The sequence below is a fragment of the Luteimonas sp. RC10 genome (assembly GCF_014192745.1).
Classification (GTDB): Bacteria; Pseudomonadota; Gammaproteobacteria; order Xanthomonadales; family Xanthomonadaceae; genus Luteimonas.
In genome coordinates this window covers 45,270-64,065 of the sequence record NZ_JACHYJ010000006.1, presented here as the reverse complement: position 1 = coordinate 64,065, position 18,796 = coordinate 45,270, and the positions used below count along the sequence as shown (strand labels likewise).

Genomic DNA, 18,796 nt, shown 5'->3' with positions numbered 1-18,796 from the left:
TCGATCAAGGAGCAGACCATGACCATCCACTGCAAGACGTCTTCCCTGCTGGCCGCGCTGCTGCTGGCCGGCGGCGCCTCGACCGCCTTCGCCCAGGAGGCCATCCGCCCCGAACAGGCCGTGCGCTTCGTCGGCAAGAGCGGCATGGTCTGCGGCAAGGTCGAAAAGACCCGCTACGCGGAGAACACCGAAGGCCAGCCGACCTTCCTGTACATGGGCGGCGCGTTCCCGCGCCACACCTTCTCGGCGCGCATCCCCAACGAGCAGCGTGACCGGTTCCGTCCCTCGCCCGAGGAGCTGGAAGGCCGCGATGTGTGCGTCGTGGGCACCATCCAGCGCGACGCCAGCCGCGCCGAGATCGCGGTCAGCTCGCCCAGCGACATCAAGCTCGCCACCATCAAGTAAGCCCCGCGCCCGGATTGCAGATCGCATCCGGGCCGTTTTTCCATCCGGCCGCCTACGGGGGATTGCCGCATGCACTGGTTCTCGAATCTCAAGCTCGCACCGAAACTGATGCTGGCATTCGGCGTCGTCCTGATCCTGATGATCGCCCAGGGCGTGGGTGGCTTCATCGGCCTGCGCTCGCTCGACAGCGTGACCGACCACCTGGCCGACAACACCCTGCCGACGCTGACCACGGTCGGCGAAACGCGCGCCCTGCTCGGCGAGTACCGCGCAGCATCGTATCTGGGCCTGGTGCGCGCCAGCGATCAGGTCAAGCGCGATGCGCGCGAGCGCACCGCTGCGATGGAACAGCAGATCGAAGCAAACATGGCGGCATACGCGCCGCTGATCGTCTCGCCGGAAGAGCGCAAGCTCTACGACGGCTTCGTCACCGCCTGGACCGATGCCAAGGCCTCGTACCACGAGGTCAACGAGCTGATCGAGCTCGACCTGCCCGACGACGCCACCGACACCTTCATCGGCCGCACCCGCGACCTGCACATGGCCGCCGGCAACGCGCTGCAGGCCCTGCAGGCCGAGGCCGACCGCCAGGCCACCGCGGCCCGTGAGGAGGCGCGCTCGGTGCAGACCGGGTCGAGCATCCTGATGGTGGTCATGCTGCTGGCCGGCATCACCGGCGGCATGGTCATCGCCTGGCTGATGGCACGCAACCTCACCGGTGCCACCCGTTCGGCGGTCGCGGTCGCCAATGACGTGGCCAGCGGCAAGCTCGACACCCGCATCGACGCCAGCCGCCGCGACGAGATCGGCGACCTGCTCAAGGCCATGCAGCGGATGCAGCACGACCTGCGCGAGCGGATCGAGCGCGACCAGAAGATCGCCAGCGAGAACCTGCGCATCCGCACCGCGCTCGACAGTGCCTCGACCGGCATGATCGTCACCGACGAGAAGTTCGACATCCTCTACGTCAATCCGGCGCTGGAGACCGTGATGCGCGACAACGCCGAGGCGATCGCCGCCGAGCTGCCGCACTACGATCCGGCCCAGCCGCTGCTGGGGGCCTCGCTGGCGACGTTCGAGCTGGACGGCAAGCCGGACCAGCGCGTGCTGACCAGTCTCAAGGAGCGCGGCATCGCGCACCGCGAGATGCATTACCAGGACGCCTGCATCGCGCAGATCATCTCGCCGATCCGCGACGCGCACGGCCGCGATATCGGCCTGATCGCCGAGTGGCGCGACCGCACCGGTGAAGTCCGGGTCGAAGCCGAAGTCGCCCGCATCGTGTCCGCAGCCGCGGCCGGCGATCTCGACCATCGCGTCTCGCTGGACGGCAAGCACGGCTTCATCCTGCAGCTGGCGCAGCAGCTCAACAGCCTGCTCGACGCCAACGCGGTCAGCCTGGCGCAGGTCTCGCAGGTGCTCAATGCGCTCGCCTCGGGCGATCTGACCGCGCGCATGGAAGGCGACTTCCACGGCGTGTTCGCCCGCATGCGTGACGACGCCAATGCCACCGTCGCCCAGCTCACCGCCATCGTCGCCCGTATCCAGGACGCGTCGGCTGCGATCGGCACCGCCTCCACCGAGATCGCCTCGGGCAACGACGACCTCTCGCGCCGCACCGAGCAGCAGGCGGCCAATCTGGAAGAAACCGCGGCCTCGATGGAGGAACTCACCTCCACCGTGCGCCAGAACGCCGACCACGCCCGCCAGGCCAATCAGCTCGCCCAGGGCGCGGCCACCGTTGCCTCCCAGGGCGGCGAGGTCGTTGGCCAGGTCGTGTCCACGATGGCCGACATCGAGGCCTCCTCGCGCAAGATCGCCGACATCATCTCGGTCATCGACGGCATCGCGTTCCAGACCAACATCCTCGCACTCAACGCCGCGGTCGAAGCCGCACGGGCCGGCGAACAGGGCCGCGGCTTCGCGGTCGTCGCCTCCGAGGTCCGCACGCTTGCCCAGCGCAGCGCCAATGCCGCCAAGGAGATCAAGGGCCTGATCGACGACTCCACCAGCAAGGTCGCCAGCGGCGCAGCGCTCGCAGGACAGGCGGGCAAGACCATGGCCGAGATGGTCGCCTCGGTGCAGCGCGTGACCGACATCATGGCCGAGATCTCCGCCGCCTCGCAGGAACAGGCCGCCGGTATCGAGCAGGTCAACCAGACCATCGTGCAGATGGACGAGACCACCCAGCAGAACGCGGCCCTGGTCGAGGAAGCCTCGGCCGCCGCGCGGGCGATGGAGGAGCAGGCCACCGGCCTGGCCGACGCGATCTCGATGCTGCGGATCGAAGGACAGGTCGTGGCCGCACCCGCCGCGCAGCCGACCCGGGCAGCGCCGCCACCGCCCCGCAAGCCGGCACCGGCCGCACCGCGTCCGACGACACGCGCTCCCGCCGCGCCCGCCCTGGCCGAGGCGGACTGGGCAGAGTTCTGATCCTCGCCGCCGAGACGGGGCACCGACAAGGCCCGGCCCAGTGCCGGGCCTTGTGCGTGACGGCGACGATCGCAGTCAACTTCGCCGGCGCCGCGCCGATAACCATCGAGTCTCCCTGACGCGCCGGTCGCCATGAGTGCCGCTTTCCTGCCCCACCCGCCCGGCGACGCCCGCCAGTTCGTGTTCGCCGACCGCGATTTCCGTCGCGTGTGCCAGCTGATCCACGACCGGGCGGGCATCGCACTGGTCGCCAGCAAGCGCGACATGGTCTACGGCCGGCTGTCGCGACGGCTGCGCGCGCTCGGCCTCGACGACTTCAGCGACTATCTGGCATTGCTGGAAAGCGATCCCGACGGCGAGGAATGGCAGGCGTTCACCAATGCGCTGACCACCAATCTGACCTCGTTCTTCCGCGAGCCGCACCACTTCGAGACGCTGCGCACCCAGTTGCAGCGCGCCGGGTCGGGCCGCAAGCCGCTGACGCTGTGGTCGTGCGCGGCCTCGACCGGCGAGGAACCGTACTCGATGGCCATCACCGCCTGCGAGGCCTTCGACACGCTGCAACCGCCGGTGCGCATCGTCGCGACCGACATCGACACCCAGGTCCTGGCGACCGCGCGCCAGGGCGTCTATCCGATCGAACGCGTCGCCGCGCTCGACGCGGACCTGCGACGCCGCTTCTTCCAGCGCGGCACCGGCCCCAATGCCGGCAAGTGCCGCGTGCACCCGGCGCTGCAGGCGCTGATCGAGTTCCGCCCCTTGAATCTGCTGGCCGGCCGTTACGATGTCGGCGGTCCGTTCGATGCGATCTTCTGCCGCAATGTGATGATCTACTTCGACAAGCCGACCCAGCGCGGGATCCTGTCGCGGCTGATCACGCACATGGACGCGGCCAGCCTGCTCTATACGGGGCACTCGGAAAACTACCTGCACGCCGCCGACCTGATCCAGCCCTGCGGCCGCACGCTGTACCGCCGCCACTTCGCAGCGACTGCCCCGTGAGCGCGCCGCCCAGCGACACGGTGATGCGCTACCGCGACCCGCAGTTCCAGGTGCCGGCCGCCAAGCTGCTGCCGACCCAGTACCTGGTGGTCAACGACGGCACCGCGCTGGTCACCGTGCTGGGTTCATGCGTGGCCGCGTGCATTCGCGACCCGCTGCTGCACCTGGGCGGCATGAACCACTTCCTGTTGCCCGACGGTGGCAACGGCGACGGCGCGCCGGCCCGCTACGGCAGCTATGCGATGGAAGTGCTGATCAACGAACTGCTCAAGCGCGGCGCCAGCCGCCGTCGCCTCGAGGCCAAGGTGTTCGGCGGCGCCAACGTGCTCAAGGGCTTCACCAGCAACCCGGTGGGCACGCGCAACGCCGAGTTCGTGCGCGGCTACCTGGACGCGGAAAACATCCCGGTGGTGGCCGAGGATCTGCAGGGTATCCATCCGCGCAAGGTGTGGTTCTTCCCGCAGACCGGCAAGGTGATGGTCTACCGGCTGCCGCACGCACACGGCGCCGAGGTGGCGGCCGCCGAATCGGCCGTCCGCGCCCGCCTGGCGCGCGCGCCGGTCGCCGGCGATGTGGAGCTGTTCGAATGACGCCGGTGCGCGTGCTCATCGTCGACGACTCGGCGGTCGTGCGTCAGTTGCTGACCGAAGTGCTGTCCGCCGATCCGCAGATCGAGGTCGTGGGCAGCGCCGCCGACCCCTTGCTCGCCCGCGAGAAGATCAAGCGCCTGCATCCTGATGTGCTGACCCTCGATGTCGAGATGCCGCGCATGGACGGCCTGGTGTTTCTCGACAATCTGATGCGTTTGCGACCGATGCCGGTGGTAATGGTGTCCTCGCTGACCGAGCGCGGCGCCGACATCACCCTGCAGGCCTTGGCGCTGGGCGCGGTCGACTTTGTGGCCAAGCCACGCATCAATGTCGCTCACGGCCTGGAAAGCTACGCGCAGGAGATCACTGCGAAGGTCAAGGCCGCGGCGCGCGCGCAGGTCCGCGCCGCACCGCGCCCGGCATCGCGTCCGGCGGCCGGGCCCGCAGCAGCGACCGAGACGACCGCCACGCCGGTCGCGTTGCGCTACCGCACGACCGACCGGCTGATCGCGATCGGCGCGTCCGCAGGCGGTACCGAAGCGATCCGCGTCGTGCTCGAGGCGATGCCGCCCGATGCCCCGGCGATCGTGCTGACCCAGCACATTCCCGCCAGTTTCAGCGCGCCGTTCGCCGAACGCCTGGACCGGCATTGCGCGATGCTGGTGCGCGAGGCGCGCGACGGCGAGACCATCCTGCCCGGGCATGTCTACCTGCCGCCGGGCGACCACCACCTGCGCGTGCTGCGCGACGGCGCCCGCTGGCGGTGTCGGCTCGACCCCGGCCCGCCGGTCAACCGGCACCGGCCCGCGGTCGACGTGCTGTTCCGTTCGGTCGCGCAGGCGGCCGGCGCCAACGCAGTTGCGGCGATTCTCACCGGCATGGGCGACGACGGCGCCCGCGGACTGCTCGAGCTACGCGAGGCCGGAGCTGCGACGCTGGTGCAGGACGAGGCCAGCAGCGTCGTCTGGGGCATGCCCGGCGCCGCCTGGAAGCTGGGCGCCGCGCAGGAATGCCTGCCGCTGGAGCGCATCGCTCAGCGCCTGCTCGCATTGGCCCGGCGCGAGTCGGTCGACTGACGCCGCCTGGGGCGCAGCGCGCGCCACCGGCGATCACGCGCCCAGTCCGACGTCGCAACGCTCGGACATCACTGTCCGCCCCGGCTCGGGATCAACGCAGGCTCAGTGCCGCGCACCGGCATAGGCCTTCTCGCCGGCCAGGACCGCCAGCCGGACGGTCCGACCGTCGGCATCGCGCTGTGCGAGGCGATTGCCCGGCGGCGGCAAGGGGCAGGTCGCGTAGGCGGTGTAGGCGCACGGCGGGTTGTAGGCGCGGTTGAAGTCGACGACGACCGTTGCATCGTCGGCGACAGGACCGGTCTGCAGATAGCGGCCGACCGCATAGGTCTCCCGCCCGCTGGTCCGATCCTGGAAGTTGAGGCTCAGGCCCTGCTGCGGATCGCCGAGCGCCTCCAGCCGCCAGCGGTGCCCGTCCTTGTCGAATTCCACATAGCCCGGGTTGGGCGTGTCGTTGATGTCGCCGATGATGTTGGCGATCGGTAGGGTCGTGCCCGGCGGGTGCGCAACGAACCGGGCCTGCACCCGCCAGGCCGGATCGGGCGCGAAGAAGTCCAGGCCGGCGAACTGCAGGCGCGCCGGCGCATCGGCGTGCCGGACCCTGAGGCCAAGCCGATCGCCGCGGCGGATCAACGAGATCCGGCCCTTGCCGTCGTCGTAACCGAGCTGGGTGCCGCCGTCCCGGCCTTCGGGCCGCAGCGCCACCTCGCCCTGCAGGGGCCGGCCGTCGACGGTAACCGCGGCCGCTGCGTCGGCGGTGAAGTAAACCCCGTCGGCCCGCCGCTCGAGTGTGCCCAGGTGCGGCGGCGCGATGGCCAGGCGGATGTCGTCCTGCGCGCCGCCGCCGACCCGCTGCCGGTCGGCTTCGACCCAATGCAGGCCGATGAGGCTCGTCCAACCATCGGGCTTGTTCAGTTCGTCGGCGCGCTGGCGCGCCCACGCCGCGTGCGCCTGGCGGAACTCGGGCGCGGTGTCCGCCGAGGCAGGCGGCGCCGCGCCGGGCGCGTCCGGGCGGTCGCAGGCGGCGAGCGCCGGGAGCAGCAGAACCGCGAATGCGAGCGTACGGGTCTTCATGGGTCACCAAGTCCTTGAAATGCCGAGATGCAGATAGCGGCCATAGGATTCGTGCAGGGCCGTCAGATAGTTACCAGCGGCGTTGAGCGGCGGCGACTTGTCGAACAGGTTGCGTGCGCCCACGTCCACCGTCGTGCCGGCGAGCGGCCCGCGGGTGAAGGCATGCGCCACCGACAACGCCCAGCGCTGGGTGGACGGGACGACGAACGGGCTGCGATCGGCATACGCACCGGCGGTCACGCTGCCGATGTAGTCGTCGCGCAGCCGCACCGTCCAGCCGGCACGCTGCCAGAGCAACGTCGCGCTGCCGCGCCATTCCGGCTTCGCACCGTTGATGCCCACTTCGTTGGCCGCGCCCAGGTTTGCGGCGACGATGTCCAGCACGCCGCTGTCGATGGCCTCGGCCACCTGTTGCACTTCGATCGGCTTTTGCTGGGTGTAGGCTTTGAGGCGGCTGACGTCGAGCAGCAACGCAAAGTCGCCCCACCCCGTCTCGCGGAACCGCCAGGCCAGGCGGTAGTCCACCCCGGACGCGGTCAGCGGTTGCCGGTTGCGATAGGTGTCGAGCACATGGGTCACGACACCGGCCGGCGCGATGCCCGAGCCCTCGAACAACGCGATGTCTTCGGCGGTCACCGGGGCGCGGACCACGTTCGGGTTGCTGCGGCCTTCGACGACGCGCAAATACGCGTCGTAGAGCACCTCCTCGCCCATGGTGCCGATCGGATTCTCCACTTCGATCCGCCAGGCATCCACGCTCAGACTCAGATGGCCGAGCCCCGGCGGCAGGAACCGGGGCTCGAACACCGCGCCCCACGAGGTTTGCCGGGTCGTCTCCGGTGCGACGTCGTCGCCGTAGGCAGTGACGGCACTGACCGAGGGCTTGACCTGCGATCCGTTGCTGTAGGCGTTCAGGCAGGCGGTGTAGTCGGGATGCGCGCCCTTGACCACCAGCGCATGGCAGCGCACGGCGTCGTTGTTGAAGCCGAACCCGTAGGTCGGCGGGGAGTTCACCAGTTCCAGGCCGGGCGCGCGGAAGCCGCCGCTGATCGACCCGCGCAGCAGCAGGCTGTCGTTGACGCCCCAGGCCGCGGCGATCTTCGGCTTGGCCACATCGCCAGCATCGCTGTAGTCCTCGTAGCGCCCCGCGATCTGCAGGTCCAGCGAACGCACCAGCGGGACGCCCTGGGCCGGCGCGATCAACGGCACCGCCAGCTCGATCAGCGCGGACTTCACATTGCGGCTGCCGCGCACGTCGGGCCGGGGACTGTGGGTGAAGAAGTTGCTCTGCGCGACGGTCCCGGTGTACCAGTCCACATAGGGCGTGCTGCCGTCGATGCTCCGGTCGCGATCGTCGAATCGGCTCTCGTAGCGGTACTCCACGCCCGCCGCCAGGCCGATGTCGCCGGCATACCAGGACAGCAGGTCGGGCCGGTCGACCTTGAGATCCCACAACGCCAGTTCGGTGGTCCCCTGCCGGGTGGCCTCGCCGATGAACGCCGACGTGTCGGACGGCGTGGCATCGCCGACCCGGATGCTGGCCGGATCACCGCCGTTGAACGGGTTGTAGGCGCTGGCATCGGGGCGGTTCACCGCGGCGATGAAGGCGTCGGTGAACCCACCCTGCTGCCGGTCGGTGCTGCGCGCCCGTGAGTACAGCAGCGCGGTCTCCCAGTTCCAGCCGGTGCCGGTCCAGCCGCGCAGCCCCAGCAGTGCGCGCGATTGCGTGTTGTCGACGCGGACCCGGCGGATGCCCGAATCGGCGAACTGGTAGTTGAGCAGCCGGATCGCGTCCGCGCCCCGCAGGGCGTCGGGCACCCAGTAGGCATCAGGCCGGATGTGCAACAGGAAGCCATCACCGCCGAACCCCGCCTCGCTGCTGACCCAGGATTCGGATTGCGCGCGGTAGTAGCCGAGTTCGCCGAACAGCTGACGGCTGTCGTCCAGGTCGAACCGTGCCGTGGCGAAGACATTGCCCTTGTCGATCGCAGGCGCGGTCGTGATGCCCGGCTCGGCACCGGCGTCGTAGTGGGAGCGGGTCGGCACCTGACCCGGCGCCAGTGCGCCGGTGGCCGGGTCGATGTGCCAGCTGCCGGTCCGCCTTCCGTCGACGTAGGTGTCGAAATGGCCCCAAGGCGTGCGGGTCGTAAAGCCCGTGGTGCCGTCGGGATCGGGGACGCTGGTGCCGTCGGCCAGCACGCGGCGGCCGTCGGTCGCGGTGAACCAGGCATCCGAATTGCGTTGCGCGGCGCGGGTGGACAGCCCATAGAGCACTGAGACATTGCCGCGGCCGCCGGCGAAATCGCGACCGACGTAGCCCTCGAGCGACACGTCCTCGCGGTGGCCGTCCTGGACCGCGCCGTAGCGCAGCGTGATGCCGCCACCGTCCTCCAGATTGGTCGGGGTGATCAGGTCGGTGACGCCGGCGATCGCATCGGAGCCGTAGATGGACGCCGCCCCATCGAGCAGCAGATCGATGCGCTCCAGGCCGAAGGTCGGAATCGCATTCGCGTTGTAGGTGGTGGTGTCCCCGCTGTTGCTGATCGGATGCTGCACGGTGCGGCGGCCGTTGATCAGCAGCAAGGTGTACTTGGCGCCGAGGTTGCGCAGATTGATGGCCCCCACGTCGCCACGCGCGACATTGGAATTGCGCCCCGAGTTGGTCGTGCCCTTCTCGGTCACGGCGACGTCGCCGAACTGCGGCAAGCTGCGGAACAGTTCGTTGCCGTTGGTCGCGCCGGTGGCCTGGATCTGGGCCCGGTCCACCGTCGCCACCGGCAGCGCCGCGGCGGCGCCGCCACCGGCGATCCGCGAGCCGAGCACCGAGACCTTGTCGAGCAAGCGCGCCGAGGATACGGACGCGGCGTCCGGCGCGTCGTCGGCCTGCGCGCTCGTCGACAGCAGCGCGCACAACGCCAGGGCCAGGCGGCCGCGCACCGGCGCGGGCAAGCGCGCGCCGCGGGGAGCGGCCGGCGGGACGGGATGGGCGCGGGCGGAACGGTGCATCAGGGACCCCGTGGTTCGATGGAAGGACGACACCGCTCGGTGGACCGCGCGCGCCCGTGCGCGTGCGATCCGGGCGCGTCGACTGTTCTGATGGCGCGCGGCGCACGCCGCGCGGCGACGCTAGCGCGGCGTCTGTACGAACGCGCCGCGCACGATGCGGCCGTCCAGCGTCTGCGCATCCTTGACCAGGTTGTAGAGCGGACAGGTCGCCTCGACCGCCTGGCGCAGGGCGTCGATGTCCTGCGCGGACGCAGGCGATGCGATGGTCGCGATGTAGCGGATGTTGCGGAACCGCGCCGGCGTGCTGACGTTCGCACCGAAACGCGGTCCGAGCTCGCCGTCCACGGTCAGTTCCAGAGTGTCGAGCAGCACATTGCGGGTGGCCGCCTGCACTTCGAAGATGTGCGTCAGGCAGGTCGCGGTCACGCCCAGCAGGTGTTCCTCCACGGTCGGCGCAAGCCCGTACCCCAGCAGCTCCGGCGCGCTGTCGTGCAGTTGCTGGTGGTAGCCGTCCTCGCCCAGGAACACCCGGCGCAGGCCGGTATGCGGCTCGACATGCGCGCGGGCGACCAGGGCGCGCGGCGTCGAGGTCCGCTCCGCCGCCTGGGCGCGCTTGCCCAGCACCGCGGGCCGCTTCTCCTCGGTGATGAAATCGCGCAGGCCGGGCGGCAGATCGGCTTCGCGCTGCGCCGGCGAGCGCGTGTAGCGCACCTCGGCATGGCCGACCTGCTGCGGTCGGGTGACCAGGTCGATCGCCGCCGATTGCGCATGGACGGCCTGGCGGAGCGAATCGAGCTGCGCGGCGTCGGCCGGCGAGTCGATGTAGGCCACATAGGACAGGTTGTTCGGATAGGCCAGGGTGTCACTCTTGCGCTCGGGCACGCTGGTGAACACCACATCCAGACCGTCGATCGGCACGTTCTGCACGGCGGCCTGCACGATGTACTCGTCGGCGACCGCACTGGCCAGCGTGCCGACCAGCGAATCCCAGGACCCTGCCCCGAGGTCGTAGCCGGCGTAGTCGCGACCACTGTCACTGAGGTACTGGTACTCGCCGGTCGGCCCCAGGCGCAGGCGGCGGACGCCCGAGCGGCTCTCGGCGGTGACCTTGCCATGCAGCGTGGTGGGCGCGGCGTCCTGCGCCTGCAGGGCCTGGATCGCCGCACGCTTGTCGCTCAGGTACGTGCGCAGCGGCGAGCCGGCGCCGTCATCGGCCCGGGCAAGTGGCGCTGCCACCAGCAGCACAGCGCAGAGTGCCGCGGCGACGGCCCAGGACGGAGACGCGGGGCGAGCGATAGACATGGACGAGCGTTCCTGCGGCGGTGACGTGATCGGCACTCTTTCACGATGCTGCGCCGCACGAAAACAACCATTCGGCATGTCCTCAGTCCTGCCCGCGATGGACTGCGACCGCGCTGCCGCAAGCAAAAAAACGCCGCGCCCGTCTGCACGGGCGCGGCGCTCAGGGAACGACCGGGACGTCGGAGGTCAGGCAGCGACCGACGACGCCGTGTCGCGGTACTCCTCGATCTGGTCGAAGTTCATGTAGCGGTAGATCTCCGCGCTCTGCGTGTTGATCACGCCCACGCCCGCCATGTACTCCTCGCGGGTCGGGATCCGACCCAGGCGCGAGCAGATCGCCGCCAATTCCGCCGAGCCCAGATACACGTTGGAGTTGCGGCCCAGACGGTTGGGGAAGTTGCGGGTCGAGGTCGAGAACACCGTCGCGCCCTCGCGCACCTGCGCCTGGTTGCCCATGCACAGCGAGCAGCCCGGCATCTCCATCCGCGCACCTGCGGCGCCGAAGGTGCCGTAGTGGCCTTCCTTGGTCAGTTCGGCGGCGTCCATCTTGGTCGGCGGCGCGACCCACAGCTTGGTCGGGATGTCGCGCTTGCCTTCCAGCAGCTTGGAGGCCGCACGGAAGTGACCGATGTTGGTCATGCACGAGCCAATGAACACCTCGTCGATCGCCACGCCGGCGACCTCCGACAGCGTCTTCACGTCGTCCGGGTCGTTCGGGCAGGCCAGGATCGGCTCGTGGATTTCGGCCAGATCGATCTCGATGACCGCCGCGTACTCGGCGTCGGCATCGCCCTGCAGCAGCTGCGGGTCGGCCAGCCACTGCTCCATCTTCTCGATCCGGCGCTGGATCGAGCGCGCGTCCTGGTAGCCCTGGGCGATCATCCACTTGAGCAACGTGATGTTGCTGGTGATGTACTCGATGATCGGTTCCTTGTTCAGGTGCACCGTACAGCCCGCAGCAGAGCGCTCGGCCGAGGCATCCGACAGTTCGAACGCCTGCTCGACCTTCAGGTCCGGCAGCCCCTCGATCTCGAGGATGCGCCCGGAGAACACGTTCTTCTTGCCCTGCTTGGCGACTGTCAGCAGCCCGGCCTTGATCGCGTAGAGCGGGATCGCGTTGACCAGGTCACGCAGGGTCACGCCTGGCTGCATCTCGCCCTTGAAGCGCACCAGCACCGATTCGGGCATGTCCAGCGGCATCACGCCGGTGGCCGCGGCGAACGCGACCAGGCCGCTACCGGCCGGGAACGAGATGCCGACCGGGAAGCGGGTGTGCGAGTCACCGCCGGTGCCGACGGTGTCGGGCAGCAGCATGCGGTTGAGCCAGCTGTGGATCACGCCGTCGCCGGGACGCAGCGAGATGCCGCCGCGGGTGGAGATGAACTCCGGCAGCGTGTGATGGGTCTTGACGTCGACCGGCTTCGGATAGGCCGCGGTGTGGCAGAACGACTGCATCACCAGGTCGGCCGAGAAGCCCAGACACGCCAGATCCTTGAGCTCGTCGCGGGTCATCGGGCCGGTGGTGTCCTGCGAGCCGACCGAGGTCATCTTCGGTTCGCAGTACGTGCCCGGACGCACGCCCTGCCCTTCGGGCAGACCGATCGCGCGGCCGACCATCTTCTGCGCCAGCGAGAAGCCCTTGCCGCTGTCGGCCGGCTGCTGCGGCAGGCGGAACAGATCGGTCGGGGCCAAGCCGAGCGACTCGCGCGCCTTCGCGGTCAGACCACGGCCGACGATCAGCGGGATGCGGCCACCGGCGCGCACCTCGTCGAACAGCACCTGGGACTTGACCTCGAACTCGGCGATCGTCTCGCCGTTCTTCAGCGCGCGCCCCTCGTAGGGGCGCAGCTCGATCACATCGCCCATCTCCATCTTCGAGACGTCGAGCTCGATCGGCAGCGCGCCGGCGTCTTCCATCGTGTTGTAGAAGATCGGCGCGATCTTCGCACCCAGGCACACGCCACCGGCGCGCTTGTTGGGGATGTAGGGAATATCGTCGCCGGTCCACCACAGCACGCTGTTGGTCGCCGACTTGCGCGAGGAGCCGGTGCCGACCACGTCGCCGACGTAGGCGACCAGATGGCCCTTCTGCTTGAGGTCGGCGATGAGCTGGATCGGCCCACGCTTGCCGTCTTCTTCCGGCACGAACGGCGCGTCGTCGCGCTTGTTCTTGAGCATCGCCAGCGCGTGCATCGGGATGTCGGGACGCGTGGTCGCGTCGGGCGCCGGCGACAGGTCGTCGGTGTTGGTCTCGCCCGGCACCTTGAACACCGTCAGCGTCATCGACGCGGGCACTTCGGGCTTGCTGGTGAACCACTCGGCCTCGGCCCAGCTGCGCAGCACGGCCTGGGCATTGGCGTTACCTGCCTTGGCCTTGTCCTCGACATCGTGGAAGGCGTCGAACACCAGCAGCGTGTGCTTGAGGCCATCGGCGGCGATCGCGCCAACGGTGTCGTCGTCGAGCAGTTCGACCAGCGGATGGACGTTGTAGCCGCCGAGCATGGTGCCCAGCAGCTCGGTCGCGCGCGCGCGGTCGATCAGCGGGTTGTGCTCGGTGCCCAGCGCAATCGCGGCCAGGTACGAGGCCTTGACCTTGGCGGCGTCGTCGACGCCGGCCGGCACGCGGTGGGTGAGCAGATCCAACAGGAACTCAGCCTCGCCGGCCGGCGGGTCCTTGAGCAGCTCGACGACCTCGGCGGTCTGCTGCGCGTTGAGCGGCAGCGGCGGAATGCCCAGCGCTTGACGCTCGGCAACGTGGTGGCGGTAGGCTTCCAACATGCGGGCAACTCCAAAAGTCTTGCGGTACCGGGAGAACCGGTCTCAGGCCGACGGTACGATCAGCTTGAGACCCTTGAAATAGGTGCGGAAGAACGCGTCATCGCGCGTGATCAGGCCATTGCACTGCAGCAGTGCGTGCGCCCCGACCAGGAAGTCGCGCGCCGCGCGGCCGGACGTGTCGCCGCGCTGCCAGGAGCGGCGCTGCATCTCGCCGGCACGCAGCGCCGACTTGGCCTCGATCGCGGAAAAGCGCACGCCCATGTCCTCGAGCACCGCCATGGTCTCGGCGCCGTCGCGCAGTGCGCCGCAGATCTCGGCCAGTGCCACGTCGCAGACCACGACCGGGCCTGCGCTCAGATACTGGCGCAGGCAGGCCTCGGCGGCGTCGGCCTGCGGGCCGTCGGCCAAGAGGTCCACCAGCACCGGCGCGTCGACTGCGATCACGGCGTGGCGTCGCCATTAGGGGCGTCGGCCGCCTCGCCACGGACTGCGCGCATTGCCGCGTCGGTGTCGCCGAAGCCTTCGAGCTTGAACCGGCCGCGCGCACGCGACACCGCGTCGTCGACGCTCTTGCGCAGCACGATCCGGCTGCCTTCCAGTTCGACCTTCAGGATCGTGCCCTTGCTCAGGCCCAGCGCATCGCGCACCGGCTTGGGCAGGGTGATCTGGCCGCGCTCGGCGACAGTGGCTTCCATGGCGGGCTCCCGGAAAGTATGCGTGCATTATACATACCTGACTGCGCATACTCCATCGCAAGCGCCGACCCGGATGTCCTGCGATTCACGCGTTCCAACGCAAACGGGCCGGGTTCAGACGCCCCGGCCCGTCGGACATCGCGTGGCGCGAGGCCTCAGAACGCCAACTGGAATCGGGCATTGAGCGTCGTGCCGCGATCCTCGCCGCGGTACTCACCGCTGCGGTTGTCGGTCTCCCAGCGGATCGCGTCGAGCATGACCCGGCTGAAATCGTTGAGGTACCAGTTCACGCCGACCGTCAGCGCATCGCCGGTGCCGCCGGCCGGCAGTTCGCCGTAGTCGACGTTCTCGTACCTCGCCTTGAGCTCCCATGCCCCCGGCCCGCCCGCGGTCACCGGCCGTGCGACCTTGACCCGGCTCCAGGTGCCGGTCTTGGCCGCGAACGCCGGGCTGGCGCCCGACAGGAACCAGCCGGCCGACAGCGCCCAGGCATCGTGCGCCACGTCGAAGCGCCCCGCCCCGCCGACGCCTGCGACCTCACGCCGGCCCCATTCGCCGTAGCCCCAGAACGGCCCGCGCACGCCCAACAGTTCCACGCCATAGCCCTGCCCATGGTCGGCGCTTGGCAACGCACCGGGCGCGATCTTGACCAGATCGTTGAGATGCCCGGCGATCGCCGAGCTGCGGAACACGCCGCTGCTGCCCGGCGCGATGTCCTCGTAGAACCCCCAGGCGCCCAGATGCAGCAGGCCGTCCGCACGCTTCACCGCCGTCCAGTGCACACGACCGGCCAGCGTCATCGAATCGTCGCTGTCGCCGACGTTGTTGAGGTCGTTGCCGGCGATCGACAGGCTCGCATGCCAGTGCTCGCCGTAGACGCGCTCGGTCAGACCGACGCCGAACAGCCCGCGCTGCGGCACGATCTGCGTGCCGACGACATTGCGGTCCTGGAACGGGGTGTTGCCGGTGCCGCTGGCGCCGTCGATGCCGCGGTCATTGAGACGGTTGCCGACCGTCAGTTCGGCCTCGCGGCCGAACAGCGTGTGGCCGATGGTCACATACGCCGATTTCCAGGCCACGCCGTTGTCGGCGAAGTCGCCCTCGACTGCGTAGCCGAGGATGCCGTAGCTACCCTCGACGCCCAGGCGCACCGAACGGATCTCGGTGCCGGTGATGTTGCGGGCGTCGAAATCGGAGCCATGGGTGCTGGAGGTGTCGACGAAGACCCGGCCACGTGGCCGGAAGGTGACTTGGCCGTCGGCGCTGGCGAACTGCGGCGCGCCTTTCGACCAGCTCACCGCCGGGGCCTTGGCCTGCGCGGCCTCGATCCTGGCCACGCGCTCGACCAGCGCGGCATCGGCAGTGGGCGCGGCGCGCGTTGCCGGCGGCGTGGTCGACACGCCGGGCGTCGGGCCGGCCTCCAGCGCGGACAGGCGGGCCTCGAGTTGGCGAATCTGTTCGGCCTGCTGACGTACGAGTGTCTCCAGCGCGGTCGGGTCCGATTGCGCGGACGCGGCACAGGCCGCGAGCAGACAGCCGACAGCGGCAGCCAGCGCGGTGGAACGGGGACGGAACGTGGGATGCATGGGCGATCTCCGGGCATGGCGTGCCGTGCAGCCAGCGACCAAGGCCGGCCAACGGGCAGCCGCAGACGGGCCTGCCGCAGCAGCGGCAGACAAGGCGGACGCAAGAGGAGCCGGCGCCGCGGACGCGGCGACCGGCGGGCACCCGGACGTGGGAACGGGTGTCGATGGGCCGCCCGGCGCAGTGCGCTAGGCGGCGACGCTCAGCTGGTGGCTTCGCGCGAGGCGTTCGGACGCCAGGTGATCAAGCGGTTCTCGGCGACGTCGAGCACCGCATCGATGATCAGCACGAACGCGGCCAGCAGGATGATGCCGGCGAACACGCCGACCGCGTTGAAATTGCCTTCGGCCTGCGCGATCAGATAGCCCAGGCCTGCCGAGGCACCGAGGTATTCGCCGATGATCGCGCCGACCACCGCAAAGCCCACCGAGGTGCGCAGCGACGACAGGATCCAACTCGCCGCAGCCGGGAAGTACACGTGCCGTAGCAGCGCGCTGCGGTTGGCGCCGAGGATGCGGGCATTGGCCAGCACCACCGGGTTCACCTCGCGCACGCCCTGCATGGCGTTGAAGAATGTGATGAAGAACACCAGCGTGACCGCCAGCGCGACCTTCGACCACAGCCCCAGGCCCAGCCACAGCACGAAGATCGGTGCCAGCACCACGCGCGGGATGGCATTGAAGCCCTTGATGAACGGATCGAGGATCCGCGCTGCACGTCGGCTCAGGCCCAGCCACACGCCGCCGGCCACGCCGAGCGCGGTACCGATGATGTAACCCAGCGCGGTCTCGGTCAGGGTGATGTACACGTGGGTGTAGAAGCTCGTGTCGGCCCGCCAGGTGAACATCTGCCGCGCGATGTCGAACGGCGCCGGGAAGAAGAACGGATCGATGACCTTCGCCGACACGCCGGCCTGCCAGCCGCCGAACACGACGACGACGAGCATCACCTGGATCAAACGGTCAGTCTTGGCGTGCATAGCTCTTCTCCACTTCGCCGCGCAGGCAGGCCCAGATATCGCGGTACAGGTCGGTGAAACGCTGGTCGAGCTTGATCTCGGCGACGTTGCGCGGGCGTTCCAGGCGCACCGGGAAACTCTCGACGACGCGGCTCGAGGGGCCCGAGGACAGCACCACCACGCGGTCGCCCAGTGCGATCGCCTCCTCCAGGTCGTGGGTGATCAGCATCACCGCACGCCGGTCCTCCTGCCACAGCCGCAGCAGTTCGTTCTGCATCAGGTGCCGGGTGTGGATGTCGAGCGCGGAAAACGGCTCGTCCATCAGGATGACCTTCGGCTCGACGATCAGCGCCTGCGCCATCTGCACGCGCTTGCGCTGCCCGCCCGAAAGCTGGTGCGGATACCGATGTTCGAAGCCCGACAGGCCGACCTTGGTCAGCCAGGCGCGGGCCTTGTGCTCGCGCTCGTCCTGGGCCACACCGCGAAACCGCAGGCCCAGTTCGACGTTCTGCAGCGCGGTCTTCCACGGCAGCAGGGCATCCTGCTGGAACAGGTAGCCCACGCTTTCCTGCACGCCACGCACCGGCTTGCCGTCGATGTGGATGCTGCCCGCCGACGGCGTCAGCAGGCCGGCGACGGCGTTGAGGATCGTGCTCTTGCCGCAGCCGGTCGGACCGACGATGGCGAGAAACTCGCCGTCGGCGACCTGCACGTCGACATCGCGCACGGCGGTGAAATCACCGAAGGACATGGTGACATTGTCGATCGCCACCGTGGGACGGGTCTGGATCGGCATCGGGTCTACTTCCCGCAGTCGGGCAACACTGGCGACAGCCATGGAACCTCCTGGCGTTACTGGGCCGGATCCGCGAGCGCGCGGTCGACGAAGGCGTTGGTGTAGGTCTTCTCCAGATCGATGTCGGCGTTGGCGACATCGGCGTTGAACTCGCGCAGCACCGTCAGCGGCGTGCGCAGGTCCTCGGGATTGAAGCGACCGTCGCGGGTGAAGATCGCGCGCGCGGCTTCGACCGCCTTGGCGTAGATCTCCCGATCGCCCGACACATACTTGTCGGGCAACGCGGCGACAATCTCCTCGGCTGAATGGTCGGCGATGAACGCCAGCGCCTTCTGTTGCACGCGAACGATCTTCTCGGCCACCTCGGGGCGCTTGTCGAGGAAGGACTGATCGGCGTACATCACCGACGTCGGGTAGATGCCGCCGTACACCTCCCGAGCACCGGCGTCGCTGCGCGCGTCGATGATGATCTTGCCCACGCCCCGCTCGGCGATCAGCGTCGCTGCCGGGTCGTAGTTGACCAGCAGGTCGACTTTGCCCTGGTCGAGCGCGGCAACCGCGGCCGCGCCCGAGCCCACGCCGATGATCGAAATGTCGTCGACCGGGATGCCATGCTGGGCGAGGAAATGCCGCACGAAGAAGTCCGACGACGAGCCTGGGGCGGTGATGCCGACATTCATGCCGCGGATCGAAGCCGGATTGGCCGGATCGAAGGTACTGTCGGGCCGGCCAGCCAGCACCAGGCCGGAGTTGCGCGACAGCAGCACGAAGCCGACCACGTTCTTGTGCTTGGCCTGCATCTGGATGGTGTGATCGTAGAAGCCCACCGCGACGTCGGTGGAACCTGCGACCAGCGCCTGCAGCACCTTGGAGCCGCCCTGAGCGAAGTTCTCGGTGCGCACGTCCAGCCCGACTTCATCGAAGTAGCCGTTGGCATCGGCGATGAAGAACGGCAGGTTGTTGAGGTTGTAGGAGCCGACGCTGATGCGGACGGACTCGGTGCCCTCGCCGCCGCGGCCGCTACAGCCGGCCAGGCAGACGAGTGCCGCCGCGCAGGCGGCGAGAATGAAGCGCTTGTACATCGATCCCTCCCAGGATGG

The 18,796-nt window shown here is 69.2% G+C and carries 15 protein-coding genes; 5 read left to right on the top strand and 10 right to left on the bottom strand.

Going from position 1 to position 18,796, the window contains the following annotated elements; translation table 11 throughout:
* Positions 1 to 18 precede the first annotated feature (18 nt).
* From FHW73_RS11505 to FHW73_RS11485, 5 genes are all read left to right on the top strand, one after another.
* Positions 19 to 405 (top strand): hypothetical protein, encoded by a 387-nt coding sequence (locus FHW73_RS11505; protein ID WP_183426862.1) that lies wholly within the window; start codon positions 19 to 21, stop codon positions 403 to 405.
* A gap of 69 nt (positions 406 to 474) precedes the next feature.
* Entirely contained in the window at positions 475 to 2,838 is a 2,364-nt protein-coding gene (locus tag FHW73_RS11500) for a methyl-accepting chemotaxis protein (protein WP_183426861.1), read from the top strand.
* A 132-nt stretch (positions 2,839 to 2,970) separates the two neighbouring features.
* Entirely contained in the window at positions 2,971 to 3,840 is an 870-nt protein-coding gene (locus FHW73_RS11495; RefSeq protein WP_183426860.1) for a CheR family methyltransferase, read from the top strand.
* Complete coding sequence (cheD, locus tag FHW73_RS11490) at positions 3,837 to 4,430, top strand: chemoreceptor glutamine deamidase CheD (RefSeq protein WP_337245834.1); 594 nt, start codon at positions 3,837 to 3,839, stop codon at positions 4,428 to 4,430. The genes FHW73_RS11495 and cheD overlap by 4 nt, the downstream gene beginning before the upstream one ends.
* Positions 4,427 to 5,506, top strand: coding sequence for a chemotaxis response regulator protein-glutamate methylesterase (locus FHW73_RS11485; protein WP_183426859.1), 1,080 nt, complete (start codon positions 4,427 to 4,429; stop codon positions 5,504 to 5,506). Before cheD ends, FHW73_RS11485 begins: the two co-directional genes overlap by 4 nt.
* Before the next feature lie 102 nt (positions 5,507 to 5,608).
* Here FHW73_RS11485 and FHW73_RS11480 read toward each other — a convergent pair whose 3' ends face one another.
* The 10 genes from FHW73_RS11480 to FHW73_RS11435 all read right to left on the bottom strand — a co-directional run bounded on the left by FHW73_RS11480 (position 5,609) and on the right by FHW73_RS11435 (position 18,778).
* Entirely contained in the window at positions 5,609 to 6,577 is a 969-nt protein-coding gene (locus tag FHW73_RS11480) for a DUF1684 domain-containing protein (protein WP_183426858.1), read from the bottom strand.
* A gap of 3 nt (positions 6,578 to 6,580) precedes the next feature.
* Positions 6,581 to 9,583, bottom strand: a complete 3,003-nt coding sequence (locus FHW73_RS11475; RefSeq protein ID WP_183426857.1) for a TonB-dependent receptor plug domain-containing protein — start codon at positions 9,581 to 9,583, stop codon at positions 6,581 to 6,583.
* Between the two features lie 120 nt (positions 9,584 to 9,703).
* Positions 9,704 to 10,885: an OsmC family protein gene (locus tag FHW73_RS11470; RefSeq protein WP_183426856.1), complete on the bottom strand. Its 1,182-nt coding sequence runs from the start codon at positions 10,883 to 10,885 to the stop codon at positions 9,704 to 9,706.
* 186 nt (positions 10,886 to 11,071) lie between these two features.
* Positions 11,072 to 13,663 (bottom strand): bifunctional aconitate hydratase 2/2-methylisocitrate dehydratase, encoded by a 2,592-nt coding sequence (gene acnB / locus FHW73_RS11465; RefSeq protein ID WP_183426855.1) that lies wholly within the window; start codon positions 13,661 to 13,663, stop codon positions 11,072 to 11,074.
* 42 nt (positions 13,664 to 13,705) lie between these two features.
* A complete protein-coding gene (locus FHW73_RS11460) occupies positions 13,706 to 14,107 on the bottom strand; it encodes a type II toxin-antitoxin system VapC family toxin (protein ID WP_096006801.1) in 402 nt (133 codons plus the stop codon).
* On the bottom strand, positions 14,104 to 14,358 hold the full coding sequence (locus FHW73_RS11455; protein WP_183426854.1) for an AbrB/MazE/SpoVT family DNA-binding domain-containing protein: 255 nt from the start codon (positions 14,356 to 14,358) through the stop codon (positions 14,104 to 14,106). Before FHW73_RS11455 ends, FHW73_RS11460 begins: the two co-directional genes overlap by 4 nt.
* Before the next feature lie 155 nt (positions 14,359 to 14,513).
* Positions 14,514 to 15,944: a porin gene (locus tag FHW73_RS11450; protein WP_183426853.1), complete on the bottom strand. Its 1,431-nt coding sequence runs from the start codon at positions 15,942 to 15,944 to the stop codon at positions 14,514 to 14,516.
* Positions 15,945 to 16,144: 200 nt separating this feature from the next.
* Positions 16,145 to 16,921: an ABC transporter permease gene (locus FHW73_RS11445; protein ID WP_183426852.1), complete on the bottom strand. Its 777-nt coding sequence runs from the start codon at positions 16,919 to 16,921 to the stop codon at positions 16,145 to 16,147.
* Complete coding sequence (locus tag FHW73_RS11440) at positions 16,905 to 17,696, bottom strand: ABC transporter ATP-binding protein (protein WP_241946099.1); 792 nt, start codon at positions 17,694 to 17,696, stop codon at positions 16,905 to 16,907. Before FHW73_RS11440 ends, FHW73_RS11445 begins: the two co-directional genes overlap by 17 nt.
* Positions 17,697 to 17,752: 56 nt before the next feature.
* A complete protein-coding gene (locus FHW73_RS11435; protein WP_183426850.1) occupies positions 17,753 to 18,778 on the bottom strand; it encodes an ABC transporter substrate-binding protein in 1,026 nt (341 codons plus the stop codon).
* Positions 18,779 to 18,796: the final 18 nt, after the last annotated feature.